Here is an 18,295-nt window from a genome sequence, read left to right as displayed (position 1 = left end):
CCCGTTCGCCGTTCGACCGCCGGAGGCCGGTTGCCCGCCGGCGGTCGATGTCCCTACGGTGAACCGTGGCCCTGTTCGTCCTGACGCGCCGATCGGCGCTCCCCCCTGCCGCCTGCCTGGACCGGCTGACCGACTGGCCCCGGCACGGCGAGCGGGTGCCGTTCACCCGCGTCTCGACCGCGCGCGGCTCCGGCCGGCAGCCCGGGGACACCGTGCTGGCCAGGACCAGCCTCGGTCCCTTCGTCTTCGACGACCTCATGGAGATCGTCGAACTGACCGTCCCCACCGCCGGATCCGACGGGCTGTGCCGGCTCGCGAAGCGTGGCCGCCCGGTCCGCGGCTGGGCGGAGCTGCGGGTCCGCGCAGGGGGCGGTGCGGCGGGCGGTGCGGCGGGTGGGAGCGTGGTGAGCTGGACGGAGGAGATCGTCCTCCCGTGGCTTCCGGGGTTCCTCGATCCGGTGCTCGCGTGCGCCGGGCGGCTCGTGTTCGGCCGGGTCCTGGACCGCCTGCTGAGCTGACGCCCACGCGGCCGGGGCAGGCGGGCGGGGCAGGCGGGCGGGGAGGGCGGGGAGGGCCTGGCAGCGCGCGGCCGGGTGAGGCGGCCCGACGTCAGGACTGGTGCCACCGGGGCCGGGTAGGCGAGGCTCGCCCGTCACCCGATCCGAAGGAGGGCATGACGATGACCAGTCCCATTCCGCCGCACCGCCCGGTCGCCGAACTCACCGCCGAGGCAGCCGCTTTGATCGCGGCCGCCGAACACAGTGCTCAGCCGGACGGCAAGCCGGGCCTGTCCCAGGCCGGTGAAGTCGTCGAGAGTGTGCAGGCGTTGGCGGCCATGACCGCTCGACTGCCCGAACTCCTCGACCAGCTGGGCTCCTTCCTCAGCAGCGAGCAGGCGGGCGGGCGCCTGGCGCCCGCCGGTCTGGGCTCGGACCTCGATCTGGCCCGCGCCGCTCGCGACTCGCGGGACCGCCTGCTCGACGCCCGCCGGGTGGCCGCCGCCCTGGCCGAGGAGCTTGCGGGGGCCGCCGCCTCGCTCACGGCGGTCGGTACGCCCTGGGCCGCCGCCGTCGTGCGCGGGCCGGTGGGCGGCTGAAGCGGCGCACCGGATCAGCGAACGAAAATCGGCGGGGGTACCCCGTTTGAAGCGCCGATTCGCGGTGAGACGACACCCGAGGCCGTCGCCCGCCCCGCGCGTTCCCCCCGTGCGCGGCGGTGCTACCCGGACGGCCTCGGGCAGCCGCCCCGGGGCCCGGTGGCAGCACCGGCCCCGGGGCGGGACCGCCCCTGCGATCGGCCGGCGGCGCCGCCAGGTCCGGCGCCGCCCTCCCGACGTCAACCGTCCGACCGCCCGCTCGGCCGCACCGCTCCGCACGGTGTCGGGTCGGCGGCGCCAGCCGAAGGAGCTTCCATGTCCGACGTGTCACGGCTACCTGGTGCCTTCGAGCACTACTGGCAGTGGCAGTTGCACGCTGCCTGTCGTTCGGCGGACAGCGGCCTGTTCTTCCACCCGCCCGGCGAACGCAACCCTGCCCACGACGACCGCGACGCCGCCGCCAAGGCGGTCTGTGCGGGCTGTCCGGTCCGCGAGGCCTGCCTGGACCACGCGCTGCGCACCCGGGAGACCTACGGCGTCTGGGGCGGCCTGAGCGCGGAGGAGCGGGCCTCCGCACTGCGCACCCGCCGACGCGGTGTGACCCATCGCCGCCACGTCGCGGCCTGACCCAGGACCTGCCCGGGCGCACCGCGAAACGGCTGCCGGCGTGTGGCCGGCCGGGGTACGGGTACCCCTGAGGTATGGCTGTCCGTGATGAGTCCGTACTGGCCGGCCCGCCGACGGTGGGGGTGGAGGAGGAGTACCTGCTCCTGGATCCGGCCAGCGGGCTGCCGATGCCGATGGTGGAGGCGGTGCGTGCGGCGGCCGGCCTGCACCCCGCCGTGGAGCACGCAGAACTCCAGCACGAGTTGCTCCAGGCACAGATCGAGGTGGCCACCCCGGTCTGCCGGGAGCTCGCCGAGGTCGGTGGTCACCTGCTGCGCCTGCGGCACGCGCTGGCGGCCGCCGCCGAGGGCTCGGGATGCCGGCTGGCGGCGTGCGGCACCGGCCCGTACGCGCCGGCCGCTCCCCCGGCGATCACCGACGCGCCGCGCTACCACTCGATCAGCCGGCAGGTCTCGCGGCTGGCCGACGAGGCGCTGATCAACGGCATGCACGTGCATGTGGGGATTCCCGACCAGGAGTGCGGCGTCGCGCTGCTCAACCGCATGCGACCGTGGCTGCCGATCCTCACCGCGCTGTCCGCGAACTCACCGGTGTGGCACGGCAGCGACACCGGGTTCGCCAGCTGGCGCACGGTGGTGTTCGGCCGCTGGCCGATCAGCGGGATTCCCCCGGTGTTCGCCGGGGCCCAGGACTACGAGGACCGCATCCAGCATCTGCTGGACGCCGAACTGATCCGTGACCGTGGCCAGTTGTACTGGCAGGCCCGGCTCTCGGCGCGCTTTCCCACCATCGAGCTGCGGGCGATGGACGTGCAGTTGCGCGCCGACGAGGCGGTGATGCTGGCCGGGGTGGTCCGGGCACTGGCCGTGACGCTGATGCGCGAGCGGTCCGCCGTGCCCGCATCGCCCCAGTGGCCGCCGGAGGGCCTGGCGGGTGCGGGCTGGCACGCCGCCCGGCACGGCATGGACGGCCAGTTGCACGACCCGCGCACCGGGCTGGCCCGGCCGGCCGGTGCGATCGTCGAGGACATGATCGACTACCTCGCGCCCGCGCTGGCCGAGGCCGGTGACACCCGCGAGGTCGTTCCGCTGCTGGAGCGCCACCTGCGCGAGGGCAACGGGGCCGAACGCCAGCGCCGCAGCCTGGCGCAGACCGGGCGCCAAGGGCTGATCACGATGATCGCGGCCGAGACCTCGGCCTCCTGAACCTGCGGCGAGCCCTACGAAACGACCGAGTGAGGCGACCGAGTGAGGCGACCGAGCCCCACGAGCTGACGGCGGGCGCTACGGCCGGCCGTTGGCGCTATCCGCGGCGGCGGACGGAGGTGGGGCGCAGCGGCAGCTGGTGCACGCCGGTGCTGAGCATCCGGGCCTCGCCCCGATCGCTGATCTCCACGCAGAGGATGCCGCTGCGGTCACGGTAGAGCGGGTGGCCGCCCGGGCCGGTGGCGTCCTGGCGCTGCACCACGACCACGTCGGGGGTGTCCGGACGACCGACAGCGGGAGTGTGGCGGAAGGTCAGCTCGTAACGCTCGTGGGGCATGGAAATCCTTCACTCGTGGGACCGACCGCTGCACCGGCCCAGCCCGGCGCAGCGTGGCGCGGGCGGACCGGGCCCGGCCCGGTCCGCTCAGTGCGGGCACGCTCAGTGCGGGCACGCGGTCGCGACTTGGTCCGCCCCACCCGCGGGTGCCTCGCACGCAGGCACGCGCGGGCGGAGCGGCGAGCCCCGCCTACCCGGCTTTCGCGCGTCCATTCCCCCGGTTCTCCCGGCCGGGCGTGTCGGCCGTCTCCAGGCCCGCTGCGTCCGCGTCGGCCATGTCCGCGCCGGCCACGTGCTCGGCGCGCGCCAGGGCAAGGCGGGGCAGGGCGTGGGGGTGCTCCTGGCGCAGGTAGGCGATCAGCTTCTCCCTGACCAGGCAGCGCAGTTCGAAGGCGTCGCCGGCGTCGCGGGCGGTCATCAGCGCCCGGACCACGATCGTGGACGGGGTGGAATCCACGACCTGCAGTGCGCTGCCCTCGCCGTCCCAGAGGTCGGTCTTGGCCAGCAGCGCCTCGAACTCGGCGCGCAGGGCGTCCACCGGTGTGCTGTGGTCGAGGTGGAGCAGGGCCGTGCCGGTGATCCGGCTGTCACTGCGGGTCCAGTTCTCGAACGGACGCCCCGCGAAGTACGAGGCCGGCATGACGATCCGCCGCTGGTCCCAGGTCGCCACGACGACGTAGGTGAGGGTGATCTCCTCCACGGTGCCCCATTCACCGGCGACGACGACCGTGTCGCCTATCCGCACCATGTCGCCGAAGGCCATCTGGATGCCGGCGAAGACGTTGCCGAGCGTGCTCTGCGCGGCAACACCGGCGATCACCCCGATCAGACCGGCCGAGGCCAGCAGGCTGGTGCCCAGGGTCCGCACGGCGGGAAACGTCATCAGCATGGCGCCCAGTGCGATCACGGCGATGGCCGCCTGACTGACCCGGCGCAGCATGCTCGCCTGGGTACGGGCCCGGCGCACCTGGCTCGCGCTCTGCCGGCGCACCGAGAACCGCACGCTGGTGTCGATCAGCAAGGCGACCAGGCGCGCCGCCAGCCAGGCGCACGACCCGAGGCAGAGCAGCACGAGCAGGTGGCGGGCCGCGTCCTGCGGCGCCGGGGCAAGGCCGGCCCAGCCCGCGCCCGCCAGCATCAGGCTGGTGCCGATGGTGAGGATGAAGGGCCTGCGGCACCGGCGCAGCAGGGACAGCGGGGTGCTCTCGGGGCGCTGTGAGGCCACACGGCGGGCGACCGTCACCACAGCCTGGTTGATGGCGAATGCCACGAGCATCGCGCAGGCCGCCACCGCGACCGTCCGCAACAGGCTCCATGAAGTCACGCCGAACTCTCCTCACCTCTGAACCTCTGAACCTCTGAAAGCGTTGTGCCGTCGCCCGATCGGAGGCTCGTCTGCCCGTCCAGCCGGGGAGCATGCGCGCAACGGGAGCCGCGCCGGGAGCCCGGTGCGGCTTCCCGGCGCCCGACCGGTCGGGGAGCTGCGGTGGACACGGTCCGGCAGACTGGTACACGGAGGCGAGCGCCATGCGACCAGAGATCACCGTCGGCCTCGACGGTTCCGCCGAGAGCCTGTCCGCCGCCCGTTGGGCGGCACGCGAGGCCGAGCTGCGAGGGTTACCGGTACGGCTGCTGCACCTGTGGATCCTTCGCGCCATGACGGCGCAGAACGTCCCGGCCGAGCACCCGCAGGCCCTCGCCGCACAGCGCCTCCTCCAGGACGCGGAGAGCGACCTGCTCGCGCGCTACCCCCATGTGCCCGTCATCACCGAGCTGCTGCCGGCCGACTCCCCCGCGGCGCTGCTGCCCGGCGCGCCCAACGCGGAGATGCTGGTGCTCGGCTCCCAGGGGCTGGGCGGCGTGCAGGGCTACGTGCTCGGCTCGCTCGCCCTGCACGCCGTCGCCCAGAGCGAACGGCCCGTGGTGCTGGTGCGCGCGCACGAGGAGCCGCAGGGCCCCGGTGCGGTCGCCGCGCCGTCCGGCCCGGTGGCGGTCGGCGTGAGCCTGCGCCCCGGCTACGAGCGCGTGCTGGCGTTCGCCTTCGGCGCCGCCGCCCGACGCCATGTGCCGCTGCTGACCGTCCACGCCACCCCACATCGGCGGGCGGCCACCGGCCGGGAGCAGGTGTCGGAGGAGTCCGCGCTCCAGGCCGACCGGCAGGAGCTGCACGATGCCCTGCTCCCCTGGCGCGAGAAGTTCCCCGCCGTCCACGTGGTGGAGCACCTCAGTCACGAGAGTCCGCCCCGAGCGGTGGTGGACATCGCCCCCGGCGCGGGCCTGCTGGTCGTGGGGCGCGGCGGCAACCGCACCGGCCTGACACCCCGGATCGGCCCAGTGACCCATGCCGCCATCCACCACGCGGCCTGCCCGGTCGCCGTCGTGCCGCACGACTGACCGTCACCTCCTGACCGTCACGCATTGACCCTCAGCCGCCGCGTCCGGCCGCCCTGACAGCCGCAGCCCGGACGCGCGTCACGCGGGCCGGCGGGGAGGGGTGACCTGCCGCCCGCTGCGCGGCGACTCCCCCTACCTGGAGAGCGCGGTCGCGGCCGTCCACCGCCCGGACACCTCGGATGCCGCCGTGGAACAGGTCCCGAAGCGGCTCACAGCCTTCGATCAGTAGGCCAGTTTCTGAACGGATGCCAAAATGAAAGGCGCCAGGCGAGTTTGGGTGTAGAATCTGAAGTACCGAAGGCGGGCGGCCTCCGGAACCCGGCATCACGGTGATGCCGACGGACCGCCCATCACAGGGGGAGACGACCATGACGTACCAGATCGACGCTGCCCGGGCCACCATCGACGAGCGCCTGCGCGAGGCCCAGACCCTGCGCCTGGCCCGCGCCGCCCAGCTCAGGAACCGCGCGGAGCGCACCGGTCAGCGCGCCCGCCGGGCCCTGACCAGCCTGCTCGGATGAGCACCCCAGTACCGATCCCGACCTCAACGGGCCGTCACCGAAAGACCGGTGACGGCCCGTCCCGTTCGAGGCCCGGGCGGACGGCGGGGGCAGCACGACCGGTGGCATGAGCGGAGGCGGGCACTACCCTGCTGCGGTGGGCAGTTCGACCCGGCCCCGCCCGCGCCGACCACGCAGGAGCTGCTGTGACCGACCCCCGTGTCCTGACCGTGCGCCCCTCCCCCGAGCAGTACGCCTGGACCTTCGGCGGCGCCCGGCCGCTGGCCACCGTCGCGCCCGGCACCGTGCTGGACCTGTTCACCGAGGACTGCTTCGGCGGCCAGGTCACCTCGGAGAAGACCCTGGTCTCCGAGGTCTGCCGGTTCCCGTTCCTCAACCCGCAGACGGGCCCGTTCTTCGTCGAGGGCGCCGAGCCCGGCGACACCCTGGCACTGCACTTCGTGTCGATCGAGCCGGCCCGCGACTGGGCCGCCTCCACCACCGTGCCGCTGTTCGGCGCGCTCACCTCCACCCACACCACCGCGACACTGCAGGAACCGCTGCCCGAGCGGGTCTGGATCTGGCAGCTCGACCGCGCCGAGCGCAGCTGCCTGTTCACCGCCCGCGAGGGCGACCTGCGGCTCAAGCTGCCGATGGACCCGATGCACGGCACGGTCGGGGTCGCCCCGGCCAACCTGGAGGTGCGCTCCGCGCTGGTCCCCGACGCGCACGGCGGCAACCTGGACACCCCGGAGATGCGCGCCGGCGTCACCTGCTACCTCGGGGTCAACGTGCCCGGCGCGCTGTTCAGCCTCGGCGACGGCCATGCCCGCCAGGGCGAGGGCGAGACCTGCGGGGTGGCGGTGGAGTGCGCGATGCACACGGTGGTCGTGGTGGAACTGCTCAAGGGTGTGGCCACGCCCTGGCCCCGGCTGGAGTCGGACACCCACCTGATCTCCACCGGCTCCGCCCGCCCGCTGGAGGACGCCTTCCGGATCGCCCAACTCGACCTGGTGCAGTGGCTGGTGCGCGACTACGGCTTCGCGGCCATGGACGCCTACCAGTTCCTCTCCCAGGCGGTGGAGTCACCGCTGGCCAATGTCTGCGACACCAACTACACCGCCGTCGCCAAGGTGCGCAAGGAGTGGCTGCCGGCCCCGGCCGGACCGGCCCACGGCGGCCTGCACGAACACCTGCGCAGCGCCGCGCCGCAGGGCCCGCTCGGCTGACGCATCGTCGGCGAACCTGTGCAATGGTCCGCCGCACTTCATCTCGCCGACGCATTGTCACCGACTGGCCGAAACCTTACTGTCTCAGAGTCTCCCCGCTGGAGTTGTATAGATTACTTTCGGAGGCCCTCCGTGTCGCCCGTGACCCGTCGTACCTTCCTCGGTTCCGCCGCCGCGCTCGGCGCGGCCGTGGGGCTGGACTCCCTGCCCGGCGTCGCGCCCCGCGCGGCCGCCGCGACCACGGGGACGATCAGCGATGTCAAGCACGTCGTCGTGCTGATGCAGGAGAACCGCAGCTTCGACCACTACTTCGGGTCGATGAAGGGCGTGCGCGGCTTCGGCGACCGGTCGACGATCCAGCTCGCGGGCGGCAACAGCGTCTTCAACCAGCCCAACGGCAGCGGCCGGCAGTACCCGTGGCAGCTGAGCGCCACCAACACCTGGTGGTGGGGCAGCAGCGGCGAGCTGCTGGCCCAGTGCGACGGCTCGCTCGACCACTCCTGGTCCACCCAGCACCAGGCGTGGAACAACGGGAAGATGGACTCCTGGATCGCCGCCAAGGGTTCGAACAGAACCATGGGCTACATGACCCGCTCGGACATCCCGTTCCACTACGCGCTGGCCGACGCCTACACCATCTGCGACGCGTACCACTGCTCGATCCTGTCCGCCACCGGCCCCAACCGCACCTACCTGTGGTCCGGCATGATCGACCCGAACGGCACCGCGGGCGGCGCGGCCTACGACGGCGGCAGCGAGAGCGGCCTGCACTGGCAGACCTACGCCGAGGCCCTGCAGAACGCCGGGGTGAGCTGGAAGGTCTACCAGAACGCCAGCGACAACTTCGGCGACAACGGCCTCGCCTACTTCAACCAGTTCACCGGTGCGGCCAGTTCGAGCCCGCTGAGCCAGCGCGGCATGGGCTCGGTGCCCAGCACCGGCTCGACGCCGGACGACATCGCGGCGGCGATCAAGGCCGACGCGCTCGCGGGCACGCTGCCCCAGGTCTCCTGGGTGGTGTCCAACCAGCTCTTCTCCGAGCACCCCGACGGCCCGCCGGAGAACGGGGCGCACTTCGTCAACCTCGTGCTGCAGGCGCTCGCGGCGGACCCCACCACCTTCAACTCCACCGCCCTGTTCCTCAACTACGACGAGAACGACGGCTTCTTCGACCACGTGCCGCCGCCGGTCGCCCCCGCCGGGACCGCGGACGAGTTCTACTCCGGCACCAACATCGGCCTCGGCTTCCGGGTGCCGATGATCATCGCCTCGCCGTGGACCCGCGGCGGCTACGTGGACTCCCAGGTCTACGACCACACCAGCGTCATCCGCTTCCTGGAGACCTGGACCGCCGCGCTGGGCACCCCGGCCACCTGCCCGAACATCAGCACCTGGCGCCGCCAGGTCTGCGGCGACCTCACCGGCGCCTTCGACTTCGCCAACCCGGTCTACGGGCTCCCCGCGCTGCCCGACACCAGCGCCACCATCAGCCAGGCCACGGCGAACACGCAGGTCAACCCGGGCCCGAGCAACAACGCCATGCCCGGCCAGGAGAGCGGCACCAAGCCCGCCCGCGCGCTCCCCTACCAGCCCAACGCCTGGGTCGACCACATCGAGTACGACGCGAACAACCAGATCCGGCTCTGGATCGACCTCGCCAACCAGGGCCCGCAGGCCACCGCCTACGCGCACTACTCGGTCTACGCCAACGCCTACCGCACCGACGGCCCCTGGCAGTACACGGTCGCCCCCTACAACGCCGCCTCCCGCACCGACGGCAGCGCCAGCGAGGCCTTCGACATCGGCGCGAACTACGGCAACGGCCAGTACGACCTCACCGTCGTGGGCCCCAACCGCTTCCTGCGCCGCTTCACCGGCAACGCCACCACCGCGGGCAAGAGCGCCGAGGCCACCACCTCCTACGCACCGGCACCGGACACCGGGAAGCCGGCGGTCTGGTTCACGATGACCAACTCCGCTACCAGCAGCGCCACGTTCACCATCACCTCGAACAACTACCGCGGCGGCGTGTGGACGTACCAGGTCGCCGCCGGCGCCACCGTCACGGACTTCTTCAACGCCGTGACCGTCGCCCAGGGCTGGTACGACTTCACCGTCACCGTCAGCAGCGACAGCAGCTGGTCCCGCCGGGCCGTCGGCCACCTGGAGACCGGCACGGTGAGCATCAGCGGCTGACCACCGACCGCGCACACCATGCCGGAGGCCTGCGGGCGGCACTCGCCGCCCGCAGGCCTCCGGCATGCTTGATCAGCATCTTGTTGAATGATAAATTAAATGTCGGTGGGACCGCCGCGACCGCGCAGCCCCAAGCCGACAGCAGGAGGATGGAACGATGAGCAGCGACGTCAGGAACAACCCCGACCGGTCGCGGTTCGAGATCACCGAGGACGGTGCACTCGCGGGCTTCGCCGAGTACTTCCGGCACGAGAACGAGATCGCCTTCATCCACACCGAGGTCGACCCCGCTTTCGCGGGCCGCGGACTCGCCGGCCGACTGGCCCGCGCCGCACTCGACGCCGCCCGGGAGCAGCGCGCCGACGTGCTCCCCTACTGCCCGTTCATCCGCGACTGGCTGACCAAGCACCCCGACTACGTCGACCTGGTGCCCGAGGCCCAGCGCACCCGCTTCGGCCTCTGAGCACCACACGGCGACGGGTGCGCAGCAGCGAGGGGCGCGCCGGACCGGGGTCGCCCCCTGCACATGGAAATAGTTGAACGATGAACTATGTTCTCCCGTGCGAGGCCCCCGCACGAAAGGACCCGAGGTGAACACCACCGCGAACCACCCACGGATCGACGTCCGCCGCGCCGCCGAGCGCTCCAGCACGAAGATCGACTGGCTGGACTCCAAACACTCCTTCTCCTTCGGCGGACACTACGATCCCGCCAACACCCACCACGGGCTGCTGCTCGTCAACAACGACGACATCGTCAAGCCGGGCAGCGGCTTCGAGACCCACCCGCACCGCGACATGGAGATCGTCACCTGGGTGCTGCAGGGCTCCCTGGTCCACCAGGACTCCACCGGCCACTCCGGCGTGATCTACCCCGGACTCGCCCAGCGGATGAGCGCCGGAACCGGCATCCTGCACTCCGAGAAGAACGACTCCTGGCGGCTGGCCGGCACCGACGCCCACACCGACCCCGTCCACTTCGTCCAGATGTGGGTCCTGCCCGACGAGGGCGGCATCACCCCGGGCTACGAGCAGCTCGAAATCGACGGCGAACTGCTCTCCGGCGGCCTGGTCCCGGTCGCCTCGGGGATGGACAGGCACGACGGCGCGTCGGCCGTCCGGATCAGGAACCGCCACGCGGCGCTGCACGCCGCCCGCCTGCTGCCCGGCCAGAGCGTCGAGCTGCCCGACGCCCCCTTCGTGCACCTGTTCGTCCCCCGCGGCAAGGTCGCGCTCGAAGGCGTCGGCCCACTGGACGCCGGCGACGCCGTGCGCTTCACCGCGATCGGCGGGCAGAGGGTCACCGCGGTCGAGCAGGCGGAGATCCTCGTGTGGGAGATGCACGCCACCATCGCCCGATGACCGTCCGCCCGGCGCCGGCCCGGCGCGACCCCGGAGGTGCCGGATGTCGCGCGGGTCGGCCCGGGCCGACGGCCCGGCCTCAGGAGGCGTGCGGCAGCCCGCACAGGGCCGTGTCCACGACGTTCTCGACGTGCGTGGTGCCGACCGGGTCGGTCGGGATGGTGGTCACCGCGACGTCGGCGGCCCGGCCGTCGTCGGTGACCCCGCCCCGGGTCTCGTAACCCGGGATGTCGCCGCCGTGGCCCCAGTAGACACCACCGCAGGAGAGCGGCCTGCTGATGATCCCCAGCCCGTAGCCGGCGCCGGTGGTGCCGATGGGGACGGTGGTGCGCATCTGGGCGAGCTGGGCCGCCGGGAGGAGGCGGCCGCCGAGGAGGGCGGTGAACAACCGGTCGAGGTCGGAGTTGGTGGAGATCATCTGGCCCGCCGCCCAGCCCGCGGAGGGATCCATCTGGGTGAAGTCGAGCAGCGGTCCGCCGGCCGCATCCCTGCGGTACCCCTGGGGATGGGCCTCCCGGATGGTCCGGTCGCCGGGGGCGGGGAAGTAGGTGTGGCGCAGCCCGATGCGCTGGACGACCCGCTGCTCGATCTCCTCGGGCAGCGGGCGGCCGGTGACCTTCTGGACGATCAGGCCGGCCAGCACGTAGTTGGTGCTGCTGTAGTTGAACCCCGTCCCGGGAGCGAAGTCGGCCTTGTGCTGCAGCGCGATGTCCAGCAGGTCGCGGGGGTCGTAGTAGCGGTCCTGCATCGCGGCCTCGTCGATGTAGCCCTCGTAGTCGGGGATCCCGCTGGTGTGCTGCAGCAGCTGGCGCACGGTGATGTGGCGCCCGTCGATCCCGTCGCCCCGGACCAGGCCCGGCAGGTAGGTCTCGATCGGTTCGTCGAGGCCGATCTTCCCCTCGCCGACCAGTTGCAGCACGACCACCGCGGTGAACGTCTTGGTGTTGCTGCCGATCCGCACCTGCCCGTCGACCGGCACCTTCGCACCGGTGGCCAGGTCGCCGACCCCCGCGGTGTAGGTGCGGATGCGGCCGTCGCGGCCCTGGACGCCGGCCAGCGCGGCGGGCACACCGTCGTTGTGCAGCAGTGCGTTCAGGCCCTGCTGGACGGCGTCCGGCCTGGCGGTGGCGGAGGCGGCGGACGGCGCCAGGGCGGCGCTCAGGGTCATGACGCCGACCGCCACCACGGCCGGCAGCACCGCGCGCCGGCCCTGCCGCCCCCGCCCGACCGAAAGCCCCTGCCGCATCTGCTCACGCATGACTCAACTCCTCTGGGATCGTTGGGAGACCAGGGGAAGGCTCGGCAGCCGAGCGACTCCCTGGTCACGATCGGCCAGTGTGGTCGCAGGGCCCGCCGCTGACCTCCCCCGACCGAGCGAGGAGTTTCTCCCGCGTTCCCGCGATGCGCACCCGCTGTCCTGGCGGCCAGGATGGTGCGCGCCGGAGCCGTTGCCGGCCCGAGCCGGAGGGCGCGCCGGGGAGAGAGCGCGATCGCGCGGTCGAGACGGGCGGCCGAGGACGGGCGGACGAGGACGGGCGGACGAGAGCGCGCGGCCGAGAGCGCGCGGCCGAGACGGGCGGACGAGGGCATGCGGCCCCGCGGTCAGCCGTTCGTGCCGCCGCTGGTCGCCACCCGGGGGACGGCGGGGGCCGAGTGGCTCTGCGTCGCGACCCGGGGCGCGGCGCCCGGCGTGCGCTCGGGCGCCGTGCTGGACTCGGTGACGGTCCGCGGGGCCGAGGCCGGCGAGCGCTCGGCCGCCGGGGCGGACTCGGTGGCCCGCCACCCGGCGCCGCCGCGCTCCCACACCGGAGCCGACGTCGACTCCGTGACGGGCCGCCGCGCAGCCGTCTGCCGCTCCACGGGCACGGCGGCCGGCTCGGTGCGGGACCGCCGGACGCCGGCCACCAGCCCCGGGGCCGGCCCGCCCGAGCCGATCCGGTCGATGCGGATCACCAGGTTGCGCTCACCGGTGTCGCCCGGCCAGTCGTGGTCCTTGCTGCGGATCAGCTGGCTGCGCCCGTGCTCGGTGTCCGTCCACTTGCCCTGGATGGCGCGCACGTTCGGCCGCCAGAGGCCCTCGTACTGGTGCTCGACGGAGAGGTCCCAGCCGTGGCTCGCGTCTCCGGCGTCGATCACCTGGCTGGCCCCGACGGTTCCCGGGATCTCGATCGTGGCACCGCGGCGGATGCTCACCACCACGCGCTGCGGCCAGGAGGCCGCGACCCCGATCACCGTGATCCGGCAGGACCCCTCGTACCAGGGCATGAATCGAACCTCCGCACTCGCACCGTGACGCGGTTCCGAGAAGGATCCGCCACCCAGTAGCACGGCCGACCGGGCCCGATCGGTTCGGTTCGTACAACCGAAGGCAGCCCCCGACCAGGACTTATCGATAGAAGGCACCCCCACCTGTTGACCTACGAATGCAAGACGATAGGATCGTCTCAGTCGATAAAGCGAAGCTGGACCTCGCCAGGTCCATGATCAAAGGAAGTGCAGCACATCATGGCCGAGTCCACCCGGGTCATCGTCGGCGTCAGCGGTTCACGGCGCGACGCGGCGGTCCTGCAGCGCGCGGCGGCGGAGGCGGCCCGGCGCGGCGCCGAGCTGGTGCCGGTGATCGCCTGGACCCCGGTCGGTGGCGAGCCCGCCTACCGTGCGCACCCCTGCCCGCCGCTGGCCGCCGCCTGGCACCAGGCCGCGCGCAACCGCCTCGACAAGGCGTTCGGCGAGGCGTTCGGCGGCTACCCGGCCGGCCTGCCGGTCTCCCCCGTCGTGATCCGCGGTGCGGCGGGCCCCGCCCTGCTGCAGATCGCCGACCGCCCCGACGACCTGCTCGTGGTCGGCGCCGGCCGTCGCGGACCGCTGCGGCCGCTCTTCGCCCGGGTCACCCGCCACTGCCTGGCCCGCGCCCGCTGCACCGTCCTCACCGTCCCGGCCGACGCCCGGCCCACCACCCACCACCCGCGCGGTGGGCGCGCCGAGCTGGCCATGGCCGCCTGAGGGACCGTCCGGTCCTACCCGGCGCGGCGGGCCATCAGGTAGCCACGCCGGGTGGGCGCCTCCTGCGGGTGGTTCGTCCGCTCGATCGTCGCCTCCACCGTGAAGCCGGCGTCCGCCAGCCGGCCCGCGACCGTCGCGATCTCCAGGTGGCGGAAGTCCACGTCGACCTCGTGCCCCCACCACTGGGCCAAGTGGCGTGTCCCGGTGCCGAGATGGAACGCGACCAGGAGCAGGCCGCCGGGCCGCAGCACGCGCCGCATCTCCTCGAACGCCCCGTGCAGCTCGGACGGTTCGAGGTGGATGACCGAGTACAGCGCCACGGCCGCCGCGAACTCGCCGTCCTCGGCGGGCAGCCGCAGCAGGTCGCCCACCCGGAACTCCGCCGCGGGGTGTTCCCGGCGGGCGATCTCCACCATCGCCGGTGACAGGTCGATCCCCACCGACCCGGCGCCGTGCCCGGCGAGCCAGCCGGCCACGTGTCCGGGCCCGCAGCCCAGGTCGGCCACCGGCCCGCGGCCGTCGGTCTGCTCCACGAGCGAGGCGAGCAGCGCCCGGTCGAGCGGCTTGTGCGCGAGCTCGTCGCCGATCCGCTCCCAGTACTCCGCGGCCACGGTGTCGTAGCTGCGGCGCACCCTGGCGTGATCATCGTCTCCGATCATCGGCCCAGCATCACACGGCAGGAGAATTCACCTGGCTTCACGCGGCCTTCTGCTCTCCCTCCAGGGTGCGCGAGGCGGCGAGGCGGGGGCGGGCCAGCGGGTCGACCGGGGTGCCGGCGCCCTGGTCGGGGGTCTGCTGCCAGCCGCGGATCTTCGCCGCCACCTTGGTCAGGCGGGAGTCACCCGGCGGGACGTCGATCTGGAAGTGGCCCTCCTTGGGCTGCTCCTGGTCGTCCCCGCCCCAGCGGACCACGCCCTCGCAGTCGGCGAGGATGTCGCGCAGGACCAGCACCTGCGGAGCGAACAGATTGCCCGCCGAGCCGACCGGGTAGAGGTCGGGGCGGATCGCGAAGGCCGTGCCCGAGCGGTAGTTGGACTCGTACGGCGCCAGGTCGCCGGTGGCGGTGGTGTGGCCGTGCAGGTCGCCCCGGTTCAGGGTGTCGATCTCGTAGTTGAAGCGGCGGGCGACGTGCAGCAGCACGGTCTCCACCTCGCCGCCGCGCAGCGCGACCACGGCGTCGCTGCCCTCTATCCGGCTCTCGGCGACAGCGGACCCGGCGCCCAGCACCGGCCAGCCGTTCGCCGTGGTGGCGGTGGCACCCGTGGTGGCGGTGGCACCCGCGTCAGCCGCGGCGCTCGGCGCGGCCTGCGCCCGGCCCGCCGGGCCGGCCACCACGACCGCCAGGCCGGCCGTCGCACCACCGATCACGGTCAGCAGACTCCGGCGGGATATCAGCGTGTTCTCGCTCATCGAGCAAGTCCCCCTCTTCTGGCTCAGCTTCTTCGGTCTTCGACGGCGGTCTTCACCGGCCGTCTTCAGCGGTCGTCTTCGGCGGCCGTCTTCAGCGGGCGGTGCCAGCGGCGGCCGTGTCAGCGGCGGAGCCGGCCGGAGCCGTCGCACCGGCCCGGCGGTGCGCCACCTGCGCGAGCACCAGCAGCACGACCATGGCGACCAGGCAGCCGACGACCACCGGATTGACGTAGCCGGGCACCAGCTCGGTCGCGCTCCCGTCGCGCCACCGGCACTGGTGGCTCAGCGGCACCCAGCCCTGGAACTCCGGGCGGCCGGCCGGCTCCCCCGGTCCGCAGTAGGACGTCCGGCCGCGCAGGTCCAGGACGTGGCCCGACCACAGCCCGTGCAGGTAGGTGGCGACGGCGGCCAGCGGCGCGAGCACCGCACCGATCACGTAGTACCGCGCCGACCGTGCCTGACGCCTGACCACCTCAGCCCGCCGAATTCGCGCGCAGCATCCGGGCCTTGGCGTTCTCGTCGCCCACCCGCTGCAGCAGCATGTCGGCGAAGCCCTGGCAGAACTCGTCGAGCTTGCCGTCGGGCAGCATGGACGGCGTCAGGGTCGGAAAGCCGCCGGTGCTCTCGATCAGGTAGGTCCGGCCGGCGTCGATCACCGCGTCGTCGCTGCTGGTGAGCGCCTCCCGGGCGATGGCCTTGGCGCCGCCCGCCGAGCCGAAGCGCCCCTCGAAGAACCGCTTGAAGCGCGAAAGGTAGCCGCCACCGAGGTAGTTGAACCGCATCTCCTCGACGATGGTGCCGTTCTGCAGCATCCGCATGGCGATGTTGTAGGAGTCGGCGTCCTCGATCAGGTCGCGCAGCTTGAAGGTGCCGTTGCCGTCGAGCTTGGCGAGCTTCTCCCGGCAGTAGGTCAGGCCGGAGGAGTAGCTGTCGCTGTCGCGGCGCCACTCGCCGTAGAAGGTCATCCAGTCACCGGCCCAGCCGGCCACGTCGCCGCGCTTGACGGCGGTTCCGCCCGCCGCCCCGCGCAGGTACTCGCCGTTGATGGAGGCCGCCAGGTGGGAGACCTTGAGGTCGATCCCGTAGAACGGGTCGCGCAACTGGCGGATCATCTGCACGCCGGACTTGTCGACGTAGTCGACGAAGTCCCAGTCCAGGTCGCCGATCAGCAGCTGCCACTGGGTGTTCTGGTACTCCTCGTGGCGCATGAACTCCAGCACCAGCGTGTTGGGGCTGCGCTTGCCGCCGCCCGCCGCGTACGCGGTCGCCAGCGCGTAGAGCTTCTCGACGTACTCGATGAAGGCGTCGACGGGCGCGACCGGGTTGTTGACCGAGCCGACGGCCGGGTCGCTGCCGGTCTTGTAGACGTCGTTGTCGATCTCGACGGCGCCGCCGCCGGAGCCCACGGTCAGCGTCCGGATCTGGTTGAAGGACCAGTTCTCCGGCAGCGCGAAGCCCATGTTCCCGGAGAACCCGGTGGACATGCCGGAGACGAACGACCAACGCGCGTACGTGGACTTGGTCACCTGCGTGCAGACGTTGCGCGATCCGTAGACGCCGTGGACGTAGCGCTTGCCCTGGGAGGCCAGACCGGCCACCACCCCGCGGAAGTACGGAATGATGTTGTTGTCGATGTCGGTCTGGGTGGCGTCGTAGTCGACCCCGAAGTAGATCACGGTGCCGATGTCGAAGCCGTAGCCGAAGGCCGCGGCGTGCGCGTTGAGCGCGTCGTCGAAGCCCTGGGGGTAGTTGAAGTACTTGACCTCGCCGCCGTAGTACTGCGAGATCGGGAAGACCCGCAGCCCGTTGCGGAAGATGGTGTCCAACTCACCGGGCTGGATCCGCTTGTTGAGCTTGCCACCGGGCTTCTCGTCCAGGTAGCGCCCGACGAAGCGGTAGCCGGCCGCCCTCAGGGTCTGCGCGCGGGCGTCGGTGATGGTGGTGATGCAGTCGCAGCCGGCCCCGGGGCGGGTCGGATCGCCGGTGGAGACCAGCAGCTGGCACCAGGTCGCGAAGTCCGCGCTCCCGGTCTCCGGCAGCTCCGAGAACTTCTGGAAGCTCTTCACCGCGCTGGTCAGTTCGGCGCCGAAGCTGCCGGTGAACCCACCGTAGAAGCCGCCCTGGGAGAGCCGGACCCGGTTGAAGACCATGGCGGCGCTGAAGATGTTGACGAAGATACCGCTGGCACCCTCCGCGAGCGTGTGCGCCTTGAGCCCGGCCTGGGTGCCGGGCCCGAAGGCACCGGTCGCCTGGTCGTCGGTCATCCCCAACTCGTACTGGATCGCGAGGTAGAGGGCCTTCTGCACGTCGCGCGAGAAGATGCCGTCGCAGGGTATGACGAAGAAGTTCTTCCGGCTGGCGACGTAACGCCCGTTCAGCCACTGCTGGATGGAGCGGACCGGGTCCGTCCCGCCGGCCACCACCACGTAGGCGTCCATGGTCAGCAGCGCCTTCATCACCTTGGACGACACCGTGCCCCGGAGCTGGTCACCGAGGCCGGCGTTGCTCATCAGCGAGGTGACGGCGAACTGCGTCGGCAGCCCGAAGTTGCCGTTGATGCCGCCGGGTTCGTAGCCCTTGCAGTAGCAGGCGCACTGGACGATCCGGACCAGGTTCTTGTTCGACTCGTCCAGCTTGATGCCGCCGCGCTCGTCCAGCTTCCCGATCGTGGTGGGCCCGAAGCTGCTCGACAGCGAGGCGATGCCCAACTCGTACTGGAGCGCGCGGGTGAGCGCGAACATGGTCGACCAACCGGTCTTCCCGTCCTCCGGCGTCGCCACGTACCCGGCCACGCCCGCATAGGTGGCATTGACCCACTTCTGGGCCTCAAGGACCTTGGCATCCGCCATCAGTACGCCTCCCCGTGTTGCTGTTCCGCCCGGCTTCCGGCAGCGGCCCAGCGCCTGTGGGCGGCACCCCCGCCCCGAACCGCTCGAA

20 protein-coding genes are annotated in these 18,295 nt (G+C 72.3%); 12 read left to right on the top strand and 8 right to left on the bottom strand.

Features of this window, described 5'->3' with window-relative positions; genetic code table 11:
- Positions 1 to 65 precede the first annotated feature (65 nt).
- From OG294_RS38305 to OG294_RS38290, 4 genes are all read left to right on the top strand, one after another.
- Positions 66 to 518 carry an SRPBCC family protein gene (locus tag OG294_RS38305; protein WP_327071189.1) on the top strand — a complete coding sequence of 151 codons (453 nt, stop codon included), beginning with the start codon at positions 66 to 68 and terminating at the stop codon, positions 516 to 518.
- A gap of 161 nt (positions 519 to 679) precedes the next feature.
- Positions 680 to 1,096 (top strand): hypothetical protein, encoded by a 417-nt coding sequence (locus OG294_RS38300; protein ID WP_327071188.1) that lies wholly within the window; start codon positions 680 to 682, stop codon positions 1,094 to 1,096.
- A gap of 315 nt (positions 1,097 to 1,411) precedes the next feature.
- A complete protein-coding gene (locus OG294_RS38295; protein ID WP_327071187.1) occupies positions 1,412 to 1,723 on the top strand; it encodes a WhiB family transcriptional regulator in 312 nt (103 codons plus the stop codon).
- A gap of 74 nt (positions 1,724 to 1,797) precedes the next feature.
- A complete protein-coding gene (locus OG294_RS38290) occupies positions 1,798 to 2,928 on the top strand; it encodes a carboxylate-amine ligase (RefSeq protein WP_327071186.1) in 1,131 nt (376 codons plus the stop codon).
- Between the two features lie 97 nt (positions 2,929 to 3,025).
- Here OG294_RS38290 and OG294_RS38285 read toward each other — a convergent pair whose 3' ends face one another.
- Positions 3,026 to 3,265, bottom strand: coding sequence for a DUF6296 family protein (locus OG294_RS38285; protein WP_327071185.1), 240 nt, complete (start codon positions 3,263 to 3,265; stop codon positions 3,026 to 3,028).
- Positions 3,266 to 3,455: 190 nt separating this feature from the next.
- Entirely contained in the window at positions 3,456 to 4,589 is a 1,134-nt protein-coding gene (locus OG294_RS38280) for a mechanosensitive ion channel family protein (RefSeq protein ID WP_327071184.1), read from the bottom strand.
- 203 nt (positions 4,590 to 4,792) lie between these two features.
- Between OG294_RS38280 and OG294_RS38275 the strand changes: the two genes are divergently transcribed.
- The 7 genes from OG294_RS38275 to OG294_RS38245 all read left to right on the top strand — a co-directional run bounded on the left by OG294_RS38275 (position 4,793) and on the right by OG294_RS38245 (position 10,945).
- A complete protein-coding gene (locus OG294_RS38275; protein ID WP_327071183.1) occupies positions 4,793 to 5,659 on the top strand; it encodes a universal stress protein in 867 nt (288 codons plus the stop codon).
- A gap of 100 nt (positions 5,660 to 5,759) precedes the next feature.
- Complete coding sequence (locus tag OG294_RS38270) at positions 5,760 to 5,888, top strand: hypothetical protein (protein ID WP_327071182.1); 129 nt, start codon at positions 5,760 to 5,762, stop codon at positions 5,886 to 5,888.
- A gap of 139 nt (positions 5,889 to 6,027) precedes the next feature.
- Positions 6,028 to 6,180 (top strand): hypothetical protein, encoded by a 153-nt coding sequence (locus OG294_RS38265; RefSeq protein ID WP_327071181.1) that lies wholly within the window; start codon positions 6,028 to 6,030, stop codon positions 6,178 to 6,180.
- A 185-nt stretch (positions 6,181 to 6,365) separates the two neighbouring features.
- Positions 6,366 to 7,388, top strand: a complete 1,023-nt coding sequence (locus OG294_RS38260; protein WP_327071180.1) for an acetamidase/formamidase family protein — start codon at positions 6,366 to 6,368, stop codon at positions 7,386 to 7,388.
- Positions 7,389 to 7,520: 132 nt separating this feature from the next.
- Positions 7,521 to 9,584, top strand: coding sequence for a phosphocholine-specific phospholipase C (locus OG294_RS38255; RefSeq protein WP_327071179.1), 2,064 nt, complete (start codon positions 7,521 to 7,523; stop codon positions 9,582 to 9,584).
- Between the two features lie 157 nt (positions 9,585 to 9,741).
- Positions 9,742 to 10,047: a GNAT family N-acetyltransferase gene (locus OG294_RS38250; RefSeq protein ID WP_327071178.1), complete on the top strand. Its 306-nt coding sequence runs from the start codon at positions 9,742 to 9,744 to the stop codon at positions 10,045 to 10,047.
- Between the two features lie 127 nt (positions 10,048 to 10,174).
- The gene (locus OG294_RS38245) at positions 10,175 to 10,945 is read left to right on the top strand and encodes a pirin family protein (RefSeq protein WP_327071177.1); all 771 of its coding nucleotides are present in this window, start codon (positions 10,175 to 10,177) and stop codon (positions 10,943 to 10,945) included.
- 79 nt (positions 10,946 to 11,024) lie between these two features.
- Here OG294_RS38245 and OG294_RS38240 read toward each other — a convergent pair whose 3' ends face one another.
- Together OG294_RS38240 and OG294_RS38235 are read right to left on the bottom strand one after the other, a co-directional pair.
- Positions 11,025 to 12,203: a serine hydrolase domain-containing protein gene (locus OG294_RS38240; RefSeq protein ID WP_327071176.1), complete on the bottom strand. Its 1,179-nt coding sequence runs from the start codon at positions 12,201 to 12,203 to the stop codon at positions 11,025 to 11,027.
- A 344-nt stretch (positions 12,204 to 12,547) separates the two neighbouring features.
- Positions 12,548 to 13,210, bottom strand: coding sequence for a hypothetical protein (locus OG294_RS38235; protein WP_327071175.1), 663 nt, complete (start codon positions 13,208 to 13,210; stop codon positions 12,548 to 12,550).
- 240 nt (positions 13,211 to 13,450) lie between these two features.
- On the opposite strand from OG294_RS38235, the gene OG294_RS38230 reads away from it, so the two are divergent.
- The gene (locus OG294_RS38230) at positions 13,451 to 13,948 is read left to right on the top strand and encodes a universal stress protein (protein ID WP_327071174.1); all 498 of its coding nucleotides are present in this window, start codon (positions 13,451 to 13,453) and stop codon (positions 13,946 to 13,948) included.
- A gap of 14 nt (positions 13,949 to 13,962) precedes the next feature.
- Here the strand turns inward: OG294_RS38230 and OG294_RS38225 are convergent, their stop codons facing one another.
- The 4 genes from OG294_RS38225 to OG294_RS38210 all read right to left on the bottom strand — a co-directional run bounded on the left by OG294_RS38225 (position 13,963) and on the right by OG294_RS38210 (position 18,207).
- Positions 13,963 to 14,607, bottom strand: a complete 645-nt coding sequence (locus OG294_RS38225; protein ID WP_327071173.1) for a class I SAM-dependent methyltransferase — start codon at positions 14,605 to 14,607, stop codon at positions 13,963 to 13,965.
- A 37-nt stretch (positions 14,608 to 14,644) separates the two neighbouring features.
- A complete protein-coding gene (locus OG294_RS38220; RefSeq protein ID WP_327071172.1) occupies positions 14,645 to 15,358 on the bottom strand; it encodes a hypothetical protein in 714 nt (237 codons plus the stop codon).
- Between the two features lie 91 nt (positions 15,359 to 15,449).
- Positions 15,450 to 15,830 carry a hypothetical protein gene (locus OG294_RS38215; protein ID WP_327071171.1) on the bottom strand — a complete coding sequence of 127 codons (381 nt, stop codon included), beginning with the start codon at positions 15,828 to 15,830 and terminating at the stop codon, positions 15,450 to 15,452.
- A gap of 1 nt (position 15,831) precedes the next feature.
- Entirely contained in the window at positions 15,832 to 18,207 is a 2,376-nt protein-coding gene (locus tag OG294_RS38210) for a glycoside hydrolase domain-containing protein (protein ID WP_327071170.1), read from the bottom strand.
- Positions 18,208 to 18,295: the final 88 nt, after the last annotated feature.

Source organism: Kitasatospora sp. NBC_01302, from assembly GCF_035976515.1.
Taxonomy (GTDB): Bacteria; Actinomycetota; Actinomycetes; order Streptomycetales; family Streptomycetaceae; genus Kitasatospora.
The sequence above is the reverse complement of the archived record's forward strand: the minus strand, read 5'-3'. Positions and strand labels throughout refer to the sequence as shown.